This is a genomic window from Nocardiopsis sp. LDBS0036 (assembly GCF_041228755.1).
In the GTDB taxonomy this organism is placed as follows: Bacteria; Actinomycetota; Actinomycetes; order Streptosporangiales; family Streptosporangiaceae; genus Nocardiopsis; species Nocardiopsis dassonvillei.
In genome coordinates, this window is the sequence record NZ_CP141103.1 from 5,172,326 (window position 1) to 5,189,810 (window position 17,485).

14 protein-coding genes are annotated in these 17,485 nt (G+C 73.4%); 9 read left to right on the forward strand and 5 right to left on the reverse strand.

Annotated features, from left to right (window positions below; translation table 11 throughout):
• Positions 1 to 252: 252 nt before the first annotated feature.
• The 4 genes from UIS43_RS22160 to UIS43_RS22175 all read left to right on the forward strand — a co-directional run bounded on the left by UIS43_RS22160 (position 253) and on the right by UIS43_RS22175 (position 3,395).
• On the forward strand, positions 253 to 1,125 hold the full coding sequence (locus UIS43_RS22160) for a hypothetical protein (protein ID WP_370011544.1): 873 nt from the start codon (positions 253 to 255) through the stop codon (positions 1,123 to 1,125).
• Positions 1,126 to 1,261: 136 nt separating this feature from the next.
• Positions 1,262 to 1,774 carry a DUF3060 domain-containing protein gene (locus UIS43_RS22165; RefSeq protein WP_013151183.1) on the forward strand — a complete coding sequence of 171 codons (513 nt, stop codon included), beginning with the start codon at positions 1,262 to 1,264 and terminating at the stop codon, positions 1,772 to 1,774.
• A 118-nt stretch (positions 1,775 to 1,892) separates the two neighbouring features.
• Positions 1,893 to 3,125, forward strand: a complete 1,233-nt coding sequence (gene xseA / locus UIS43_RS22170) for an exodeoxyribonuclease VII large subunit (RefSeq protein ID WP_013151184.1) — start codon at positions 1,893 to 1,895, stop codon at positions 3,123 to 3,125.
• Positions 3,126 to 3,128: 3 nt separating this feature from the next.
• The gene (locus UIS43_RS22175) at positions 3,129 to 3,395 is read left to right on the forward strand and encodes an exodeoxyribonuclease VII small subunit (RefSeq protein ID WP_013151185.1); all 267 of its coding nucleotides are present in this window, start codon (positions 3,129 to 3,131) and stop codon (positions 3,393 to 3,395) included.
• Between the two features lie 43 nt (positions 3,396 to 3,438).
• On the opposite strand, the gene UIS43_RS22180 is transcribed toward UIS43_RS22175, so the two are convergent.
• Both UIS43_RS22180 and rmuC read right to left on the reverse strand, forming a co-directional pair.
• A complete protein-coding gene (locus UIS43_RS22180) occupies positions 3,439 to 3,978 on the reverse strand; it encodes a DUF6542 domain-containing protein (protein WP_013151186.1) in 540 nt (179 codons plus the stop codon).
• A 35-nt stretch (positions 3,979 to 4,013) separates the two neighbouring features.
• Positions 4,014 to 5,438 carry a DNA recombination protein RmuC gene (gene rmuC, locus UIS43_RS22185; RefSeq protein WP_013151187.1) on the reverse strand — a complete coding sequence of 475 codons (1,425 nt, stop codon included), beginning with the start codon at positions 5,436 to 5,438 and terminating at the stop codon, positions 4,014 to 4,016.
• Between the two features lie 314 nt (positions 5,439 to 5,752).
• On the opposite strand from rmuC, the gene UIS43_RS22190 reads away from it, so the two are divergent.
• Positions 5,753 to 6,451, forward strand: a complete 699-nt coding sequence (locus tag UIS43_RS22190) for an alpha/beta fold hydrolase (RefSeq protein ID WP_013151188.1) — start codon at positions 5,753 to 5,755, stop codon at positions 6,449 to 6,451.
• Here the strand turns inward: UIS43_RS22190 and UIS43_RS22195 are convergent.
• Positions 6,448 to 7,428, reverse strand: coding sequence for an FkbM family methyltransferase (locus tag UIS43_RS22195; RefSeq protein ID WP_013151189.1), 981 nt, complete (start codon positions 7,426 to 7,428; stop codon positions 6,448 to 6,450). The two genes, UIS43_RS22190 and UIS43_RS22195, sit on opposite strands and share 4 nt — an antisense overlap.
• Positions 7,429 to 7,900: 472 nt before the next feature.
• Here UIS43_RS22195 and ychF point away from each other — a divergent pair, with 472 nt between their 5' ends.
• Positions 7,901 to 8,986: a redox-regulated ATPase YchF gene (gene ychF / locus UIS43_RS22200; RefSeq protein ID WP_013151190.1), complete on the forward strand. Its 1,086-nt coding sequence runs from the start codon at positions 7,901 to 7,903 to the stop codon at positions 8,984 to 8,986.
• A gap of 103 nt (positions 8,987 to 9,089) precedes the next feature.
• Here ychF and UIS43_RS22205 read toward each other — a convergent pair whose 3' ends face one another.
• The gene (locus UIS43_RS22205) at positions 9,090 to 9,665 is read right to left on the reverse strand and encodes a 1-acyl-sn-glycerol-3-phosphate acyltransferase (RefSeq protein ID WP_013151191.1); all 576 of its coding nucleotides are present in this window, start codon (positions 9,663 to 9,665) and stop codon (positions 9,090 to 9,092) included.
• Between the two features lie 442 nt (positions 9,666 to 10,107).
• Between UIS43_RS22205 and UIS43_RS22210 the strand changes: the two genes are divergently transcribed.
• From UIS43_RS22210 to UIS43_RS22220, 3 genes are all read left to right on the forward strand, one after another.
• The gene (locus UIS43_RS22210) at positions 10,108 to 11,058 is read left to right on the forward strand and encodes a conjugal transfer protein (protein WP_370011553.1); all 951 of its coding nucleotides are present in this window, start codon (positions 10,108 to 10,110) and stop codon (positions 11,056 to 11,058) included.
• Positions 11,059 to 11,130: 72 nt separating this feature from the next.
• Complete coding sequence (locus tag UIS43_RS22215) at positions 11,131 to 11,448, forward strand: hypothetical protein (protein WP_013151193.1); 318 nt, start codon at positions 11,131 to 11,133, stop codon at positions 11,446 to 11,448.
• A gap of 18 nt (positions 11,449 to 11,466) precedes the next feature.
• Complete coding sequence (locus UIS43_RS22220; RefSeq protein ID WP_370011556.1) at positions 11,467 to 15,939, forward strand: TcpE family conjugal transfer membrane protein; 4,473 nt, start codon at positions 11,467 to 11,469, stop codon at positions 15,937 to 15,939.
• 230 nt (positions 15,940 to 16,169) lie between these two features.
• Here the strand turns inward: UIS43_RS22220 and thpD are convergent, their stop codons facing one another.
• Positions 16,170 to 17,078, reverse strand: a complete 909-nt coding sequence (thpD, locus tag UIS43_RS22225) for an ectoine hydroxylase (protein ID WP_013151195.1) — start codon at positions 17,076 to 17,078, stop codon at positions 16,170 to 16,172.
• Positions 17,079 to 17,485: the final 407 nt, after the last annotated feature.

The window sequence follows — 17,485 nt, forward strand, 5'->3', positions numbered from 1 at the left end:
GGAGAGGGCACTGAACAGGCCGCTTCGACGTGCGACCGGTGCCAAGGTGACGGTATCGCAACGGGGCGCATCCGGTTGCGCCTCGAAGTGGCGAAATCGTTCACTTCTCCCCTGCTCATGGTGTTCAACCCTCCTCTATCCTGGTTCACCATCACACGCATTGCAGGCGGTTCGCCCTCACCTCGGCCCTGCCGGTCGGCTGTTCGCGCGCCGCTCACCCCACTCGCCGAGACCACCAGGAGCCCCCGTCCTATGTCGAAACCGACGCTCGCCACGAAGCTGGTCGCCCTGGTCAGGGGCATCTTCGGGCGCAAGGAAACGGCGGCCGCGCCCGAGCCCGCGGCCCAGGAGGCGGCCGGGACCGCCCAGTCCCCCGCCCCCGCGACCGCGGAGACCGAGGACGTGACCGCGCGCGGCACGGACCAGGCCCAGCCGTCCGCGGAGAAGAGCACCGAGGCCGGGGCGCACGGGGCGGAGAGCGCCGACGAGCCGCAGGCCGCGCCGAAGACCGAGGAGCCCGCCGCGGCCGCCGCGCCCGTCGAGGCCGAGAAGGCTGAGGCCGCCGAGCCCGCCGCGGAGCAGGAGTCCGTGAAGGAGGAGGCCGAGGAGCCCGCGGCCGCCGCTCAGGACGAGCCCGCCGAGCCCGCCGTGCAGGAGAAGGCCCCGGCCGAGAAGAAGCCCGCCGCCAAGAAGAAGTCCGCGAAGTCCGCGAAGTCCGCGAAGGCTGCCGAGACCCCCGCCGCCCCCGAGGCCGCCGAGCCGGCCGTGGCCGGGGAGGCCGGAAGCGGTCGGGAGGAGCGGACCGGGCCCGCCACCCCCGCCACCGCGGACGTCCCCGAGGAGGGCGCCGCCATCGCGGAGGAGATCGCCGTCGCCGAGGCGCACACCAAGGTCAGCAGCGACGAGATCCTGGAGAGGGTGCGCAAGGGTGCCGCCCCCTCCCTGGAGGACCTCGCCGTGCCCACCTACGACGAGCTCACCCTGCCCTCGGTCCGCGCCCGTCTGCGCAAGCTCACCATCGAGCAGGTCCGCGACCTGCGCGCCTACGAGGTCGCCCACCAGAGCCGCCCCGAGTTCATCAAGATGTACGACAACCGCATCGCCAAGCTGGAGGCCGAGGCCTGACGCGCACGGACCGCCGGGGCGGGAGCGCCTCCGGCCCCGCCGACGGCCGCGTCCGCCGGGCACGGGAACCGCGGGGCGGTACGGAACGTCATAGGGAGTGACCACACCGGCGCTTCCCGTCCGAAGGGACACCAACATGCGTTCCGCTGCCCCCGCCGCCGCGCTCCTGGCGGCCACCGCGTTCTGGCTGACCGGATGCTCGGTCGGTATCCCCGGGACCGACCAGGAGGTCTCCGTGGACCCCGACGGCGTGTCCGTCGGCAGTGAGGACGGAGAGGTCTCCGTGGACTCCAACGGCGACGTCTCGGTCGGCAACCAGGACGGCGACGTCACCCTCGACGAGGGCGGCGGCATCTCCGTGGACAGCGAGACCGGCGACCTCACCATCGCCACGGTCGAGGGCAGCGTCACCGAGGAGTGCGACGGCCAGAACGTCAACGTGACCGCCAGCGGGGCCGAGGTCGTCCTCAACGGCCAGTGCGGCGAGGTCTCCATCCTGGGCAACGAGCTGACGGTGCACATCGGCAGCGCCGACTCCATCCGCGTGACCGGCGCCGACAACACCGTCCACCACGCCGAGGGCGAGCCCTCCGTCACCGACATCGGCCTCAACAACACCGTCTCCGCGGGCGGCGAAGCGACCGCCTGACCGCGTCCCTCCGCGTCCGGCGTCCACCCGGCCCCGCCGTACCGGGCCCGGCCGCCCGGCCTCCGCGCCTGGCGGGCCTGCCCCGAACTGTCCCCGCCCTGGCCTAGGCTCGGTTGGCATGGGCATGGACAGTTCCGCCGAGGCGCCGCAACCGGTACGCGTCGTCCTCAACGCCGTCGGCCAATGGATCGGCCGCCTGGGTCGCATCTGGGTCGAGGGCCAGATCGCCGAGCTGAACCGGCGCGGCCGCATGGCCTACATCACACTGCGCGACCCCGTCGCCAACGTGTCGGTGCGCGTGGTCTGCCAGACCTCGGTCCTGGACGCGCAGAGCCCGCCCCCCGAACCCGGTGCGCGCGTGGTCGTGCACGCCAAGCCCGACTTCTACGAGGTCCGCGGCACCTTCTCGCTGCGCGCCCTGGAGATCCGCCACGTCGGCCTGGGCGAGCTGCTGGCCCGGCTCGAACAGCTGCGCCGCACCCTGACCGCCGAGGGGCTCTTCGACGCCGCGCGCAAGCGCCCCCTGCCCTTCCTGCCCAATACGGTCGGGCTCATCTGCGGACGCGACTCCGCCGCCGAGCGCGACGTGCTGGAGAACGGGCGCCGCCGCTGGCCCGCCGTGCGCTTCGAGGTGCGCCCGGTCGCCGTCCAGGGGGACCGGGCCGTGCGCGAGGTGACGGAGGCGCTCAAGGACCTGGACTCGCACCCCGACGTCGACGTCATCGTCATCGCCCGGGGCGGCGGTTCCCTGGAGGACCTGCTGCCCTTCTCCGACGAGGCCCTCGTGCGCGCCGTCGCCTCCGCGGGCACTCCCGTGGTGAGCGCGATCGGCCACGAACAGGACGCCCCGCTGCTCGACCACGTCGCCGACGTGCGCGCCTCCACCCCCACCGACGCCGCCAAGAAGACGATCCCCGACGTCGGCGAGCAGCTGGAGATCATCCGCCAGCTCCGCGACCGGGGCCGCCGGGTGCTGCGGGGCGGCGTGGAGCGCGAACTCGCCTGGCTGGAGGGCGTGCGCTCGCGTCCGGCGCTCGCCAGCCCGGTGCGCGAGGTCGACCGGCTCGCCGAGCAGGTCGCGGACCTGCGCGACCGGGCCCGCCGGAGCCTGACCGTGTCGCTGGACCGGTCCGCCGACGGCCTCGGCCACACCCGGGCGCGCCTGCACGCCCTGTCCCCGGCGACCACGCTCGCGCGCGGTTACGCGATCGTGCAGCGCGAGGACGGGTCGGTGGTGCGCTCGGCCCGTGAACCGGACGCGGGGGAGTCCCTGCGCGTACGGTTCGCCGAGGACAGCCTGACCGCGACCGTGGAGTCAGTCCACACCGAAGACACCTCCGAGGAGGGGTAGGAGATGGCAGCCAAGGGCGCCAAGACCCGTGAAGAGGGCACCGCCGAGCCCGAGCTCAGCTACGAGGAGAGCCGGGAGGAGCTCAACAACGTCGTCCGGCAGCTGGAGTCGGGCGGACTCAGCCTGAAGGACTCGCTGGCCCTGTGGGAGCGCGGCGAGGAACTGGCCCGCGTGTGCGAGCAGTGGCTGGAGGGGGCCCGCGCCAAGCTGGCCGCCGCCATGGACGAGCGGCGGGGGGACGAACCGGGGGACGGCGACACGCCCTTCTGAGGCTCGGGGCCACGCCTGTCGGCCCGCGTCCTGCGGCTCGCGGCTACCTGCGGCCGTTCAGCTGGTCGCCCAGGTCGCGGATGTTGCCGGGCAGGCCCCGGAACACCCCGATCACCAGGACCAGCGCCGTACCCAGGAACAGCCAGGGGGCGACCTCGGCCAGCCGTGACGCCAGCCCCAGGAGCAGCACCCGGGCGAACCCCTCGCTGCCCAGGGCCAGCACGCTCTCCGCGGCGACCATGGCGACGAAGAACGCGATGGGCGGGCTGACCGACAGCGACAGCAGGTCGCTGGGCCGGACCAGGAACGCGCCGAGCACGCAGGCGAGGGTGAAGGCCACGCCCGGGGCCGCGGGGGTGCCCGCCCACTGCGCGATCATGGCCCCGGCGAAGCTGAACACGACGATGGCCAGCACACCGCCGCGTCCGGTCAGGCGGGGCGGGGCCCCGGGGACGTTCTCCTTCGGCCTGGGCACCGGACGCTCCCTCTTCCTGACATGCGGCACGTCCCTGACGCGGCCGTCGGGCCGCACGAAGTACGGTGCGCGCCCGCGTTCGGGGCCGTCCGCCTTCCGCGGGGGCATAGCCGTCCGCCTCCCCAGTGTGTTGCTCACGGTGTTTAGTGTGTCACTTCTCGTGAATGTTCGGTGTCTTTTCCACGGATCGTGTCGCCCTTCCGGCTACTTGTCCCATCCGCGACGAACACGCCTTCCTCCCCGTTGGACACCGGCTTGGGCCACTGCGGTTCCGAGGTTTCGCGAACAACGTCCGTTCCGTTCCCCTGCCCGCCCGAGTCCGGCCCACTCCGCTCCCGCGCGGCCGATCCGGCGCCGCCCGGGTCCGACAGCTCGGGCGCCGCCACCGCGCGCGGACGCTCCTCCACGCCCACCGGCCGGTCCAGCTCGCCGTCCACAAGCCCCAGCTCCCCGAACCGGCGGGCCGTCACCAGCACCCGGCTCTCCAGCGACCCCACGGTCTGGTTGTAGGCGCTCACCGTCCGGGTCAGGGCCCGGCCCAGTCCCTCCACGTGCCCGCCGAGGGTGCCCAGCCGCTCGTGCAGCTGCTTGCCCAGGTCGAACACGGCCCGCGCGTTCTCGCTCAGCGCCTCCTGCTGCCAGGCGTACTGCGCCGTCCGCAGCAGCGAGATCAGCGTCGTCGGCGTCGCGATGTGCACCCGCCGCCCCATCGCGTACTCCAGCAGCTCCGGGTCGTACTCCAGGGCCGGGGCCAGGAACGCCTCCCCTGGGATGAACAGCACCACGAACTCCGGTGCCGGGGTGAACGCCGACCAGTACGCCTTGGCCGCCAGCTGGTCCACGTGCGTGCGCAGGTGCCTGGCGTGCACGCGCAGGTGCCGCGCGGCCTCCTCCGCGCCCGCCTCCACGGCGTCCAGGTAGGCCGCCAGCGGGACCTTGGAGTCCACCACGATGTTCTTGCCGCCCGCCAGGCGCACCACCATGTCCGGGCGCCGCGACCCGTCGCGCGTGGCGGCCTGCTCCTCGAAGTCGCAGTGCGAGCCCATCCCCGCCAGTTCCGCCACCCTGCGCAGCTGGAGCTCGCCCCACCGGCCGCGCGCCTCGGGCCGTCGCAGCGCCGTCACCAGCGACTGCGTCTGGTCGCGCAGCCGCTCCGAGCCCTCGCGCACGTACTCGACCTGCTTGGCCAGCTCCGCGTGGGCCGCCGCGCGCCCCGCGTCGGCCTCCCTCAGCTGGCGCTCCACCCGGTCCAGGGTCCGCGTGAGCGGCTCGACCATGCGCTCCACCGCGCGGCGCCGCTCATCCAGGTCACCCCCGGCCTCGGCGCTGACCGCGCGCAGCCGCCCCTCCGCCAGTTCCATGAAGCGCTGGTTGGTCTGGTCCAGGGCCTGCGCGGACAGGGCGCGGAACCGGTCGGCCAGCTGTTCCTCCACGTAGGCCGCCCGCTCCTGGGCCGCGCGGGCGTCGGCCCGCGTCTCGGCCTCCCGGCCGCGGGCCAGGATCCAGCCCACGGCGGTACCGACCGCCAGACCGATCAGGAGCATGAGTACGAGTGCGAGGCCGTCCATGGCCGTCTATGGTGTCAGGCCGCGCCGTCGCGCGGCTCTCCGCCACGCAGGACATCGGTGAGCAGACCCGCCAAGTCCGGCATGTCCGCCGGCCCCGGAACCCGCCGGAACCCGCCGGGGCCCGACACGGGAACGCGGACCCCGCAGGTGCGCGGTTCCAGAGGGGAGCGGGGGCGCGCGCGAGGCCGCTTCCGGACATCCACTTCCCTTGTGCAAAAGTTTTCGAGAACCTGAGGTCTCCGTCCGGGGCCGGACCACCTCTCACCGGTTCCCGCACCCTGGCAGTCCCTCACTTCCCCAGGAGGCCCGCTCCCATGAGACTGGAGACCTACACCCGCGGCACCGGAGACCTCACCGTGCTCCTCGTCCACGGATCCATGGCCACCCACGAGACCTGGCACGCCGTCGAGGACGCGCTGGTCGAACGCGGCCGCCGCGTGGTCAGCGTCGACATGCGCGGCCACGGCGACAGCCCGCGCGGCTCCTACTCCGTGGCGGCGCTCGGCGACGACCTGGCGGACTCCCTGCCCGCCGGAGCGGACCTGGCCATCGGCCACTCCATGGGCGCGGTGGCGCTCTCCCTCGCGGTGGAGAGGCTGCGCCCGGCCCGCGCGGTGTACGTGGACCCGGCCTTCCGCCTGCCCCCCATGCACGCCGACGCGGGCGAGCGCGTGCGCCGCGTCTTCGTCACCGCCGACGCCACGCGCGTGCGCCAGAGCAACCCCAGGTGGACCGACGACGACGTCGAGAGGGAGGTCAGGGGCTTCGCCGCCTTCGACCCGGAGTTCTTCGACTTCGTCGCCGAGGAGATCGCCGGGCGCGACTTCCTCCCCGGCGAACCGGTCGTGCCCTCCCTCGTCCTGCGCGCGGGCGACAGCGTCACCGTCACGCCCCAGACCGCGGAGGAGCTGACCGGGCGCGGCTTCACCGTCCGGGTCGTGGAGGGCGCCGGGCACTGCGTCCACCGCGACGACCTGCCCGGGTTCCTCGCCGCGCTGGAGGGCTGGCTCTAGGGGTCCGGGTTCCCGCGGGAGCCGGGGCGGCAGGACTCCAGCGCCCTGCGCCAGCCGCGCACCGAGGGCCAGAACTCCTCCGGCACCGGCTCCGGCGTGAACAGCCACATCCGCTCCCAGGCGGGGGAGGCCCGGCCCGAGATCTCCGGGCGCGGCTCGTAGGGCGGCGGCCCGCTCACCGGGTACCAGGTGTACTCCAGCGGGTCGAGCAGCGCCATGAGCCGCTCCTCCACGCCCCGGTCGGGCCGCACCTTCACCAGCATCCACGGCCGGTACCGGCGCAGCACCTCCAGACCTCCGGCGACCACGTCCGGCTCCGTGCCGACCGTGTCGATCTTGAGCACGGTCGGGAAGGCCGACGCGTCCTCGTTCCACCGCGCCAGGGTGGTCACCTCCACGGCGATGTGCGACAGGTCGGCGCGCGCCGAGTGCACGAGCGTGTTGCACATGTCGTTGTGCCGGGCCCGCCGCAGGTGCGCGGTGCCGGTGTGGTTGCTCAGCGCCAGTTCCACCACGGTGAAGCCCAGGTCCGCCGAGGAGGACACCACCCGGGCCGCCGCCGCCACCTCCGGGGTGGGCTCGAACGCGAACACCGGGCGGCGTGTGCGCGCGGCGGCCAGCAGCGAGTACACCCCCACCCCGGAGCCCACGTCGAACACCGCTCCGGGGCGGGTGTGGTCGAGCATCGCCATGAAGCAGGCCAGGCTGTCGGGCTCGTGCCGGGCCAGCCCGAAGGCGGCCAGCCGCCGAGGAACGGTGAGGTCGCCGGGCAGCCGCAGGGTGAGGCCGTCCGGGCCGACGCGGCGCGTGTCCGAGTCCAGGCGGGGCAGGGAGAAGGCCACCTCGCGGGTCCACGGCGGAACCCGGTCCGGGTCCAGCCCGCCCAGCCGTCTGGGCAGCCGGACGCGGATCTTGCGGGTCGCGAAGCGCACGAGCGGGTAGCGGCGCACGAGCGCCCTCAGTTGGTCGGTGACCACGGTTGTCTCCCCCCAGGAAAGGTGCTGCGACGGCGGCGCCGGTGCACGGCGTCAGCCGTGTGCCCGGGCGCCTTCGTCCGACGCGGTCCGGGGCCGGTCCCTCCCACCGGCCGCCGTACCGCGCGCCTGCCGTGTCAGCGGCGGTGTGTCGGTCCAGGTCCGGGAGGCGGAGCCGTGCGTGCGACGGGTGGCCCGCGCACCGGACGGCCGCCGCCCCGGTTCCCGGCAGCGTTTGTCGAACCTACTGTGAGTAGCTTCTCCTGTGCACTGCGTTTCGGTGATTGGCCCTGTTTTCCCGCTCGGGCACCGCACGCGGACCCGCGCCCCGTCTTCTGCCCCGCCGTCCGCTGCGGGGGCCGCCCCGTTGACCGGCGCGGTTCGGCAATGGTGAGGTTTCCGGCCGCGGGCGGGGAACCGGCGACCCGGACGCGGCGGGACCGCCCACCCGCGGGTCCGCATAGACTCTGACCTTGTGAGTCTGTCTATCGGGATCGTCGGCCTGCCCAACGTCGGCAAGTCCACCCTCTTCAACGCGCTGACCAAGAACGACGCCCTGGCCGCGAACTACCCGTTCGCGACCATCGAGCCCAACGTCGGGGTCGTGGGCGTTCCCGACGCCCGGCTCGGCAAGCTGGCCGAGATCTTCGGCTCGGCGAAGGTCATTCCGGCGACGGTGGACTTCGTCGACATCGCGGGCATCGTGCGCGGCGCCTCCACGGGTGAGGGCCTGGGCAACAAGTTCCTGGCCAACATCCGCGAGAGCGACGCCATCTGCCAGGTGATCCGGGCCTTCGACGACCCCGACGTCACGCACGTCGACGGCGACGTCGAGCCCTCCCGCGACATCGAGACCATCAACACCGAGCTGATCCTGGCCGACCTCCAGACCCTGGAGAAGGCGCTTCCCCGCCTGGAGAAGGACGCCAAGCGCAACGCCAAGGACAAGGACGCCCAGGAGCTGCTCCAGGCCGCCCGCGACGCGCAGCAGGTCCTCGACGGCGGCACCTCGCTGTCCGCGGCCGAGGGCGTGGACCTGGACCGGCTGCGCGAGCTGAGCCTGCTCACGGTCAAGCCGTTCATCTACGTGTTCAACCTCGACACCGACGAGCTGGCCGACGGGGCGCTGCGCACCAAGCTCCAGGACCTCGTCGCCCCGGCCGAGGCGATCTTCCTGGACGCCAAGATCGAGGCGGAACTGGCCGAGCTGGACGAGGACGAGGCGCAGGAGCTGCTGGAGTCCATGGGCCAGACCGAGTCGGGCCTGGCCCAGCTCGCCCGGGTCGGCTTCGCCACCCTGGGCCTGCAGACCTACCTGACCGCCGGGCCCAAGGAGGCCCGCGCCTGGACGATCCGCAAGGGCGCCACCGCCCCCGAGGCCGCCGGAGTCATCCACACCGACTTCCAGCGCGGCTTCATCAAGGCCGAGGTGGTCTCCTTCGACGACCTGGTCGCCGCGGGCGACATGCAGACCGCCCGCGCGGCGGGCAAGGTCCGCATGGAGGGCAAGGAGTACGTGATGGCCGACGGAGACGTCGTGGAGTTCCGCTTCAACGTCTGACCGAGCCGACGACGAGGGGCCGTGGGAACGCGCCGAGCGCGCGTCCCCGCGGCCCCTCAGCGTGTCCCGGGTCCGGGATCCCTCCGGCCGGCCCGGACGGGGGTCAGCCGGCGCCGCCCTCCTCGCGCAAGCGCGGTTCGACGCGCCGCTCCGGGCTGTGCCCCGCCTTGTCGGCGTAGAAGGCGCGGACGCGGCCCATGTCCTCCGCGACGTCGCCGGTCAGTTCGAAGGTCGGTCCGAGCCCGGTGGTCATCGTGGTGCGGTCGACGAAACCGAGCGTCACGGGCATCCCCGTCTCGCGGGCGATGCGGTAGAAGCCGGACTTCCAGTGCGTGTGCGCCCCGCGGGTGCCGTCGGGGGTGATGACCAGGCCGAAGGTCTCGCCGGACCGCACACGCCGGACGACGTCGTCGACGACCCGGCCGGGATTCGCGCGATCGACGGGGATTCCACCGAGCGCGCGCATGATCGGGCCGCGCCAGCCCGTGAACAGGCTCTGTTTGCCCAGCCAGTGCAGCTCCAGCCCCAGGCGCCAGGAGATGGCGAGCATGAGCACGAAATCCCAGTTGGAGGTGTGCGGGGCACCGATCAGCACGGTGGGCCGTTCGGGCTTGGGTTCGGTGGTCAGCTTCCACCGGCTGAGGGACCAGAACACCCGGGCTGCGAGGTATCGGAGCATGCCGCCAATCTAGGGCACGCTCCCGGGCTCACACGGCGGATCCGTGCTCGGGGCCGGATCGGCCCGAAACCGTGGGGGGAGCGCGGCCGGGAGGCGGCGGCCGCTTCGCCCGGTGCGAGGAGATCCCGGTTACATCCCGTCAACGGTTTCCCGGACCGCGGGGACACATCTTGCTGCCTTCGAGGGAACTAATCCCTTTCCGGTCCGACCATAATTGCGGCGAAGTGTGTGGCCGCAGCAGGAGTTAGTGCAACCCTTGCCGTATTGTGCCCGTTTTGGGAAGTTAAGCCCATGTGCGCAATGTGCGGTTGGCGGGGAAACGCGGAGTCACCAAGGACGCTCCCAACCCGCACAATGCCTCACTATAGGGATGGGGTAGACAAGGGCATGGCGGAGACGCCGTCCGGAGCGGGCGGCACGGACCTGTGTGCAGGAGGCGGGGATGGCGAAGGCGTCGCGGCGCGGTGCCGCCGCGGGTGAGCCGGACGACGGCGGTGCGGGGCTCGAAGCCCCCCGCGCCCGACGGCCCCGGGCCGGAGCCGGAGGGCGCTGGTGGGTCGGTGTGGGCCGCGCCGTCCTGTGGGCCTTCATCATCGTGGTCGTCTTCAACGGCATCTGGTTCCCGCTGCGCGGCGGGTTCGCCCTTCCCGACACCTCCGAGGAGCCCGAGCAGAGCGACACCGTGACCTATCCGGAGACCGCCGCCGCGGCCTTCGGCATGCGGTTCGCCGAGGCCTACCTCGACACCGCCGACCCCGAGGTGCGCCTGTCCGACCTGGCGGCGTACGTCCCCGAGGGGGAGGCCGCCGCCCTGGACGTCCCCGCCGACAGCCTCACCGGCGACAACCTCACGGTGGTCGCCGTGCACGTGGAGGACGACCACAACGGCCTCGTCGTCGTGCGGGCCAACGTCAACGGCCAGCCCATGCGCCTGGACGTGCCGGTCTACGCCGACGGGGAGTCCCTGGTGGTCTCGGGCAACCCGGCGCTGCTGGCCGCGCCGACGCAGGCCGGCCTGCCCGAGGGGTCGGCCTTCGAGACCGACCCGGAGGCCGAGGAGCAGCTCGGGGAGGTGCTGTCCGGCTTCTTCGAGGCCTACGCGGGGGAACCGGCGCACCTGGAGCGCTATGTGGAACCGGGCGTCACCATCGCCCCGCTTCCGGAGAACAGCCTGGAATTTGGTGAACTGTCCGATATCACGGTGCCAACGCGGGCCTCGACCGGGAATGATGACGTACGACAGGTAGCGGCCACCGTCCGGTGGAACGTCCCGGCCTCCGACGGGACCGACACCGGGCAGATCACGCAGAACTACCTGGTCACCGTCGTGGACTCGGGCAGCGAGTGGCACGTGCGTGACATCCAGGGAGCCCCGCGCTCGTTCGGCGGTTGACGGGGCCTGTAGGCAAGGAGAAGAGAAGGACCATGCGCACACCAGAAACGACACCGGGGGGCGGCGCCTGACATGCTCCCCCTGCTGTCCTCCACACCGGACGTGTTCCACGCCGCCGGAGGTGCCGACCTGCTCTTCCTCGCGGCGCAGACCACCGAGAACGCCCCCGACACCGGTGGCCTCGCCGACTTCCTGAGGGGCTTCTTCGGACCCCTCTTCCTCGTCATCGTCTCCATCGTGGCGGTGTTCTTCCTGTTCACGAGGGAGATCACGAGGTTCGCGCAGTTCATCATCCTGGCGATCTTCATCGGGATCGTGTTCTACGTCCCCGGCATCATCGAGGTCATCGCCGTGGCGCTCGCCCGAGCGATGGGCGTATCGACCGAATAGGCGAGGGAGGCCGGGAACGTGGACCTGCCCACGTACACCAACATCTGGCGTATCGAGAAGCGGCTCTACAAGCTCTACGATTTCCGGCTGCCCATGCCGCTCCCGGTGGGCACCTTCGGGGTCGCCCTGGGCGTGTTCGCGCTCTGGGTGGTCCTGCTCAGCCTCGTCAACGCGCCCTTCGTGTTCGGCAACGGCTGGCACCTGGTGCTGTGGGTGGTCCCGCCCGGTGTGATCACCGTGCTGGCCACCCGGCCGGTGATCGAGGGCAAGCGCCTCACCGAGCTGCTCATCTCCCAGGCGCGCTTCCTGGCCGAAGCGCGGGTGTACAACCGCCTGGCCCCCGAGTACGAGCCCGCCGAGGTCCGCGTGACCGTGCGGGTGTGGCACCGCGACCCCGCGTCCGGTCCGCTCCCGTCGGCGTCGCGGCGCCGCGCCGAACCCGAGGCGGAGACGGCCGGGGACGGGGTCGCCGAGACCGTTGGGACCGCTGTCCGCCCGTCCCGCTCCGACGCGCCGCCGCTGCTCGGCGTGCGCGCTCCCGCCGACCCCGCCCCGTCCGCCGAGACCGAGGAGGAGGCCCCCGCCCGGGGCGGCTCCGGGAGGCCGGACCGGGGGCAGGAGAGGGCCCCCGCCGGGGCTCCGCGCATCCGGCCCCGAAGCGACGGGGAGACCGGGAGGCGGGCTCCGGTCCGGGCGAAGGCCGTCCCTGCCCGGTCGGAGACCGTGTCCGCCGGGGCTGAGAGCGCCCCGGCCGAGCCGAAGGCCGTCCCTGTCCGGTCGGAGGCCGCTTCCGCCCGGACCGCGAACGCTCCGGCTCTGGAGCGGGAGACCCCGGCGGAAAAGGCCCCGGCCGCTTCCGAACGCGCCCCCGTGGCCGTCGCCGCGCGCCCCGACCCCGAGGAGCGGCACGCCCCGTCGCGACCGCGCGGGGAGCGGCCCGACGCGTCCGCCGCCTCCGAAGGGGGCGGTGGAGCGCCCGACGGGCCCCGGCGCGGAGTCGGCCGCCGCGTGCTCAACTACTTCGGCTTCGCCCTGGGGTCCGCACCACGGGAACCCCGGGAGGAGGAACCCCGCGGGCCCGAGGCGGACACCGGTGAGGACCCCGAGGACGGCTTCGCGCGGGAGAGGATCTACGAGACCGAGGGCGAGGAGCAGCGCGACAGCGACGAGTGGTTCGCCCGCCTGCGCGCCTCCTCCGGCGAGACCCCCCTCGGCCTGACCTCCAAGAGCGCCTACAGCGTCGGCGACACCGCGGCCATGAGCCGGGGGGAGGTGGTCGACGCGGTGGACGAGCGGCGCGTCTCCGGCTCCGACGAGGAGGAGACCGCCGCGGCCCGGCGCCTGCGCGGCCGTACGCAGGGCCTCAGGGTCGCCAAGGACCTGGAGGAACAGCGCCGCACCGAGCGCGTGCGGGAGCGCGGCCCGAGGGAGCTGCCGACCTCCCGCGCCCGGGGGCAGGGGCTTCCCGGCACCGGCGAGGAGCCGGAGCCGCCCCGCCGCAGGGGGCGCCCCCACGCCGCCCCGTGGGAACTGGAGAAGAAGGCCGAGCCCGCGGCCGGCTACGGCGACCTGTCGGACTACGCCGCCCGTTACGCGGCCGCCACCGGCCGCCCCCCGGCCGAGGCCGGTGCCCTGCCCTGGCTGCCGCCCTCCTCCGCGACGCCGCAGGAGGAGGCCCGCGCGACCGAGGACGCAGACGCGCCCGCGCGCACCGAACGCCGGGAGGACCCGGTCGGGGCCGAGGACACCGCGAGTGCGACCGGTGCGCCCGGGACCACGGACGCGGACGGGGCGGCGGAGACCGCTCGTCCTGTGGCGCGTGCGGAACAGGACACGGCCCGGGACGGGTCCGGAGTCTCCGCGGAGGCCGTTCCCGGCACGGGTACGCGGGACGCCGAGGCCTCCGGGCGCGGGTCCGCCTCCGGACCGGAGGGCCCCTCGGTCGCCCCCCGCCGGAGCACCACCGGCTCCGAGGACGCCCAGCGCGGGCCCGTCACGGGAGACGAGGAGACCGTCCCGCAGCGCGGCCTCGCCGGACACGGGGACACCGCCGGGCCCGGGGACGTCACCGGGAACGGGAGCCCCACCGGGGCAGAGGAGACCGTCGAGCACCGGCCCGCCACGGGGCGCGGCGACACCGTTCTTCCCGAGGACACCGCCGGGAACGGGGACACCACCAGCCCCGAGACCGCCGCCGCGCGGACCGCTCCCCGCGGCGTGGACGCCCGTCCCGCTGTGGACGCGGCGGCTCAGGGCACGACCGCCCCGGACGACACGACCACTCCGGACACCCCCGACACCCGGGTCACTCCGGACACCGCCGTGCCCGTGGCACCCGCGGCCGAACGCTCTCCCCACAAGCCCGTCCTGGAACTCGACCACGGCACCGGCGAGCAGGACGCCATGCCCGGGACGCCGCGCGAGGAGTCCCAGGACCGCGGCCCCGAGTGGAACGAGCACATGTCCGTGCTCGACAACCACCTCATCACCGCCGACACCCCGGCGCCGCCGCGCCCGAAGTTCGCCGACGCCGTTCCCACACAGGAGCGCGACGCCAAGGACCCCTCGCGGTGGTTCGAGGACGGCAGGAAGCGCCACCCCGACCAGCCCAAGGTGGGTGACCGGGGCAACCCCCTCATCCCCGCCAACGAGCTGCGCGAGGAGAACGCCGTCCCGGCCGCATCCGGGGACGCCCCCGAGACCACCGCCGGCGAGGTGGCCGGTGAGGCCGCCCCGGCCGGGCGGGCCCCGGCCGACGAGCCCAAGCCGCCCACCCAGCTCGACCACGGAACCGGCGAACTCGTCAGCTTCGTCGAGGTCCGGGACGACCACGGGCGCGGGGACGGCAACGTCCGCGTGGACCCGGGCACCGACCAGGTCCGCCGACGCACCGCCTCCGACCTGGAGAGGGCCGAGGCCGAGGCCCTGGCCCGCCGCCGGCAGAACGTGCGCCGGGACGAGCGGGACCCCGGCGAGGCCCGGGGCTCCGACGGCGCAGCGGCACCCGCGGCCTCCGGTTCCGCCGGAGCCGACCGCGGCGACGCGTCCTTCCGCGCCCGTTGGAGCATGCGCGCCACCGGCACCGCCGACTCCGCGAGCCGGGACACGGACACCTCCGCCAAGACCGACCCGGCCGCCGGCCGCCGGAGCGGGCACCAGGGTACTGGGACCGCCCGCGCCGCCTCCGGGGCGCGGGAGGACCGCAACGGCGCCGCACGCGACCCGAGGGCCAACCCCAGCATGGCCGACGCCCTCGCGCAGGAGGGGACCTCCACCGAGGAGGAGCGGACCTCCCCGCCGGCCGTCCAGGACACCGGGCGGACCGAGGACGGGGCCCTCACGGACCGTCCCACCCCGACCGCCGGTCAGGAGCACCCCGTCGAGGAGCCGCGGGAGTCCGAGGACCCGCACGACGGCGTCTTCCACCGGGTGGCGCAGAACGCGCGCAGGCTCGGCCAGCTCTTCGGCCAGCCCGCGCCCGGAGAGGAGCCCGAGCCGCCCGCGCGCGAACCCGGGACCGCGCTGGAACTCGACCACGGCACCGGCGAACAGGAGCGCCTGGGCGACACCCCCAACGGCGTCCCCGCCCACCGGACCGAGGAGCCCGAACCCCGACGACGGGCCGAGGAGCCCGCCGCCAGCGACTCCGGCGGCACCCGGGGCTGGCGGCGCCTGGCCAAGGTCGTCACCGGCGGGGCGGCCCCCGTGCGCTCCGACCTGCCGCCCAGCGACATCGAGCGCCTGCGCACCCCGCTGGACGGTCCGCGCAGCCTCGTCGTGCTGGGCTGCACCGGCGGCGCCGGGCAGACCGTCACCGCACTGATGATCGGCCACACCCTGGCCGCGCACCGCGACGACCTCGTCGTGGCCGTCGACGTCAACCCCGGACCCAACGGCCTCTCCCGCCGCGTCGGCGCACAGACGCCCGAGACCCTCACCGGGCTGCTGGCCAACGCCGAGGCGATCCAGGACTACTCCCGGATGAGCGGCTACACCAGCCGGACCGCGACCGGCCTGGAGGTCGTGCAGACCCTGGACGACCCCTACGTGCAGACCCTGGACGACCGCGACTACGGTCAGCTGGCCTCGCTGCTCGGCGGGTTCTACGGCGTCACCCTGCTGGACCCGGCGGCCACGGGCGTGGCTCGGGCCCTGCCGGTCGCCGACGGGCTGGTGCTGGTCGCCCCGGCCAACGCCGACGCCGAGCGCGCGGTCTCCATGACCTTCGACTGGCTGGACGGCAACGGCTACGGCGCCCTGCGCGCCAGGTCCGTGCTCGTGGTCAACGGGGTCAGCAAGCGCAGCCTCCAGGATGTGGACGCCGCCGAGCGGGTGGCCCGCGGCCGGTGCCGCGCCATCGTCCGCATCCCCTGGGACGACCACCTGGGCTCGTCCTACACCAGGATCGACGTGGGCGCCCTGCGCCCCGCCACCAAGCGCGCCCACGGCGCCCTGGGCGGGGTCCTGGTCAACTCCCTCACCCAGCAGTAGCGCCGGAGGCGGGTCTCCCGGTCCCCCCGGACGCGGGCTCGGGCGGCTCCGGTCCCGGAGCCAGGGCCGGGAGGTCCCGGTCCCGGTGGCCGCGGCTTCCCGGCACGGGAGAACCCCCGTGTGGGGCGGGCTGGGGAGCCCGCCCCACACGGGGGCGCGGGACCATGCCCTCCGGGCGGGCACGCGTTCCGCTCGCGGCGGCCTGCGGCCACGCGGCGCGCTCGGGCGCGTCAGCGGCCCACGGGGGTGAACTCGCGGGCGGAGAGGAACTCCGGGCGCGGGGCGGGGGCGCTGAACGGTCTGTCGCAGGCGTTCTCGACGCTGTTGAAGACGATGAAGACGTTGGACCGGGGGTAGGGCGTGATGTTGCCGCCCGAGCCGTGCATGCAGTTGGAGTCGAACACCGTCACCCCGCCCGCCGGGCCGGTGAGCACGTCGATGCCGTGCTGGTCGGCCAGGTAGGACAGGGAGCTCTGGTCCGGGGTGCCCACGTGCTGGCTCTTCAGCGAGTCGCGGTAGTGGTCGTCCGGGGTCTGGCCCACGCAGGAGACGAACGTCCTGTGCGATCCCGGCATGATCATCAGCGCGCCGTTGTACGCGTAGTTGTCGGTCAGGGCGACCGAGAAGCTGACCGCCCGCATCCGCGGCATGCCGTCCTCGGCGTGCCAGGTCTCGAAGTCGGAGTGCCAGTAGAACGAGCCGCCGCCGAAGCCCGGTTTGTAGTTGACGCGGCTCTGGTGCACGTACACGTCCGAGCCCAGGATCTGGCGGGCGCGGTCGACCAGGCGCGGGTCGTTGACCAGGTCGGCGAAGACCTTGCTGACCTTGTGCACCTCGAACACCGAACGCACCTCGTCGGAGGAGGGTTCGACGACCACGCGCTCGTCGCCGCGCAGGTCGGGGTCGGAGCTCAGCCGCTCCAGTTCGGCGCTGTAGGCCCCGACCTCGTCCGGGGTGATGAGGGAGTCGATCTGGGTGTAGCCGCGCTCGTCATAGGCGCACAGCTCGTCGTGGGAGAAGGGGCCCTCGTCGGTCCCCCAGACGGCGGGGTCCCTGCGGTACAACAGGGCGGGTTCGGTGCTCTTACGTGTGGGGTACTCGTCCGCGGTGCTGGTCGGAAGGTCCATCTGCAGAGTCATGGTCGATCCCCTGGCGGGGTTCATCCTCTCCGATGTCGACGGTTTCTCCTACGACATGCGAACTTAACAAAGGGCGGGAAAGCCTACTTACGGCTTCTTTATGTGCGGTGTTTAGTGTCCCTTTTGTCGGGTATGACAGTTATACTATATGGAGGAAAACTGTGAGGGCGGCCGGTTTTCCTTTTCGCCCCCATCTTTACCTCGGGCCGGGGTCGTTCGCTCACCTGCGTTGCGTCACTCAGGGTGAATGAATGCGTACTGCTCGTGCGTCTTCCCAGGTCGTCCGCCCGCGCCCTTCGCCCTCGGGGTCGCTTGTGAAAGAACCCACTTTCGGAGTGCGCTAGATCACACGAATACGGTTCAGGGGCTGGTGCAGAACTCCGGGCGAAGGGTCGGGAGGTCATCCC

Excerpts from the sequence above, each read along its gene's own strand:
- UIS43_RS22160 (WP_370011544.1), top strand. The coding sequence starts at position 253 with ATGTCGAAACCGACGCTCGCCACGAAGCTGGTCGCCCTGGTCAGGGGC.
- UIS43_RS22165 (WP_013151183.1), top strand. The coding sequence starts at position 1,262 with ATGCGTTCCGCTGCCCCCGCCGCCGCGCTCCTGGCGGCCACCGCGTTC.
- xseA (WP_013151184.1), top strand. The coding sequence starts at position 1,893 with ATGGGCATGGACAGTTCCGCCGAGGCGCCGCAACCGGTACGCGTCGTC.
- UIS43_RS22175 (WP_013151185.1), top strand. The coding sequence starts at position 3,129 with ATGGCAGCCAAGGGCGCCAAGACCCGTGAAGAGGGCACCGCCGAGCCC.
- UIS43_RS22180 (WP_013151186.1), bottom strand. The coding sequence starts at position 3,978 with ATGCCCCCGCGGAAGGCGGACGGCCCCGAACGCGGGCGCGCACCGTAC.
- rmuC (WP_013151187.1), bottom strand. The coding sequence starts at position 5,438 with ATGGACGGCCTCGCACTCGTACTCATGCTCCTGATCGGTCTGGCGGTC.
- UIS43_RS22190 (WP_013151188.1), top strand. The coding sequence starts at position 5,753 with ATGAGACTGGAGACCTACACCCGCGGCACCGGAGACCTCACCGTGCTC.
- UIS43_RS22205 (WP_013151191.1), bottom strand. The coding sequence starts at position 9,665 with ATGCTCCGATACCTCGCAGCCCGGGTGTTCTGGTCCCTCAGCCGGTGG.
- UIS43_RS22210 (WP_370011553.1), top strand. The coding sequence starts at position 10,108 with ATGGCGAAGGCGTCGCGGCGCGGTGCCGCCGCGGGTGAGCCGGACGAC.
- UIS43_RS22215 (WP_013151193.1), top strand. The coding sequence starts at position 11,131 with ATGCTCCCCCTGCTGTCCTCCACACCGGACGTGTTCCACGCCGCCGGA.
- thpD (WP_013151195.1), bottom strand. The coding sequence starts at position 17,078 with ATGACTCTGCAGATGGACCTTCCGACCAGCACCGCGGACGAGTACCCC.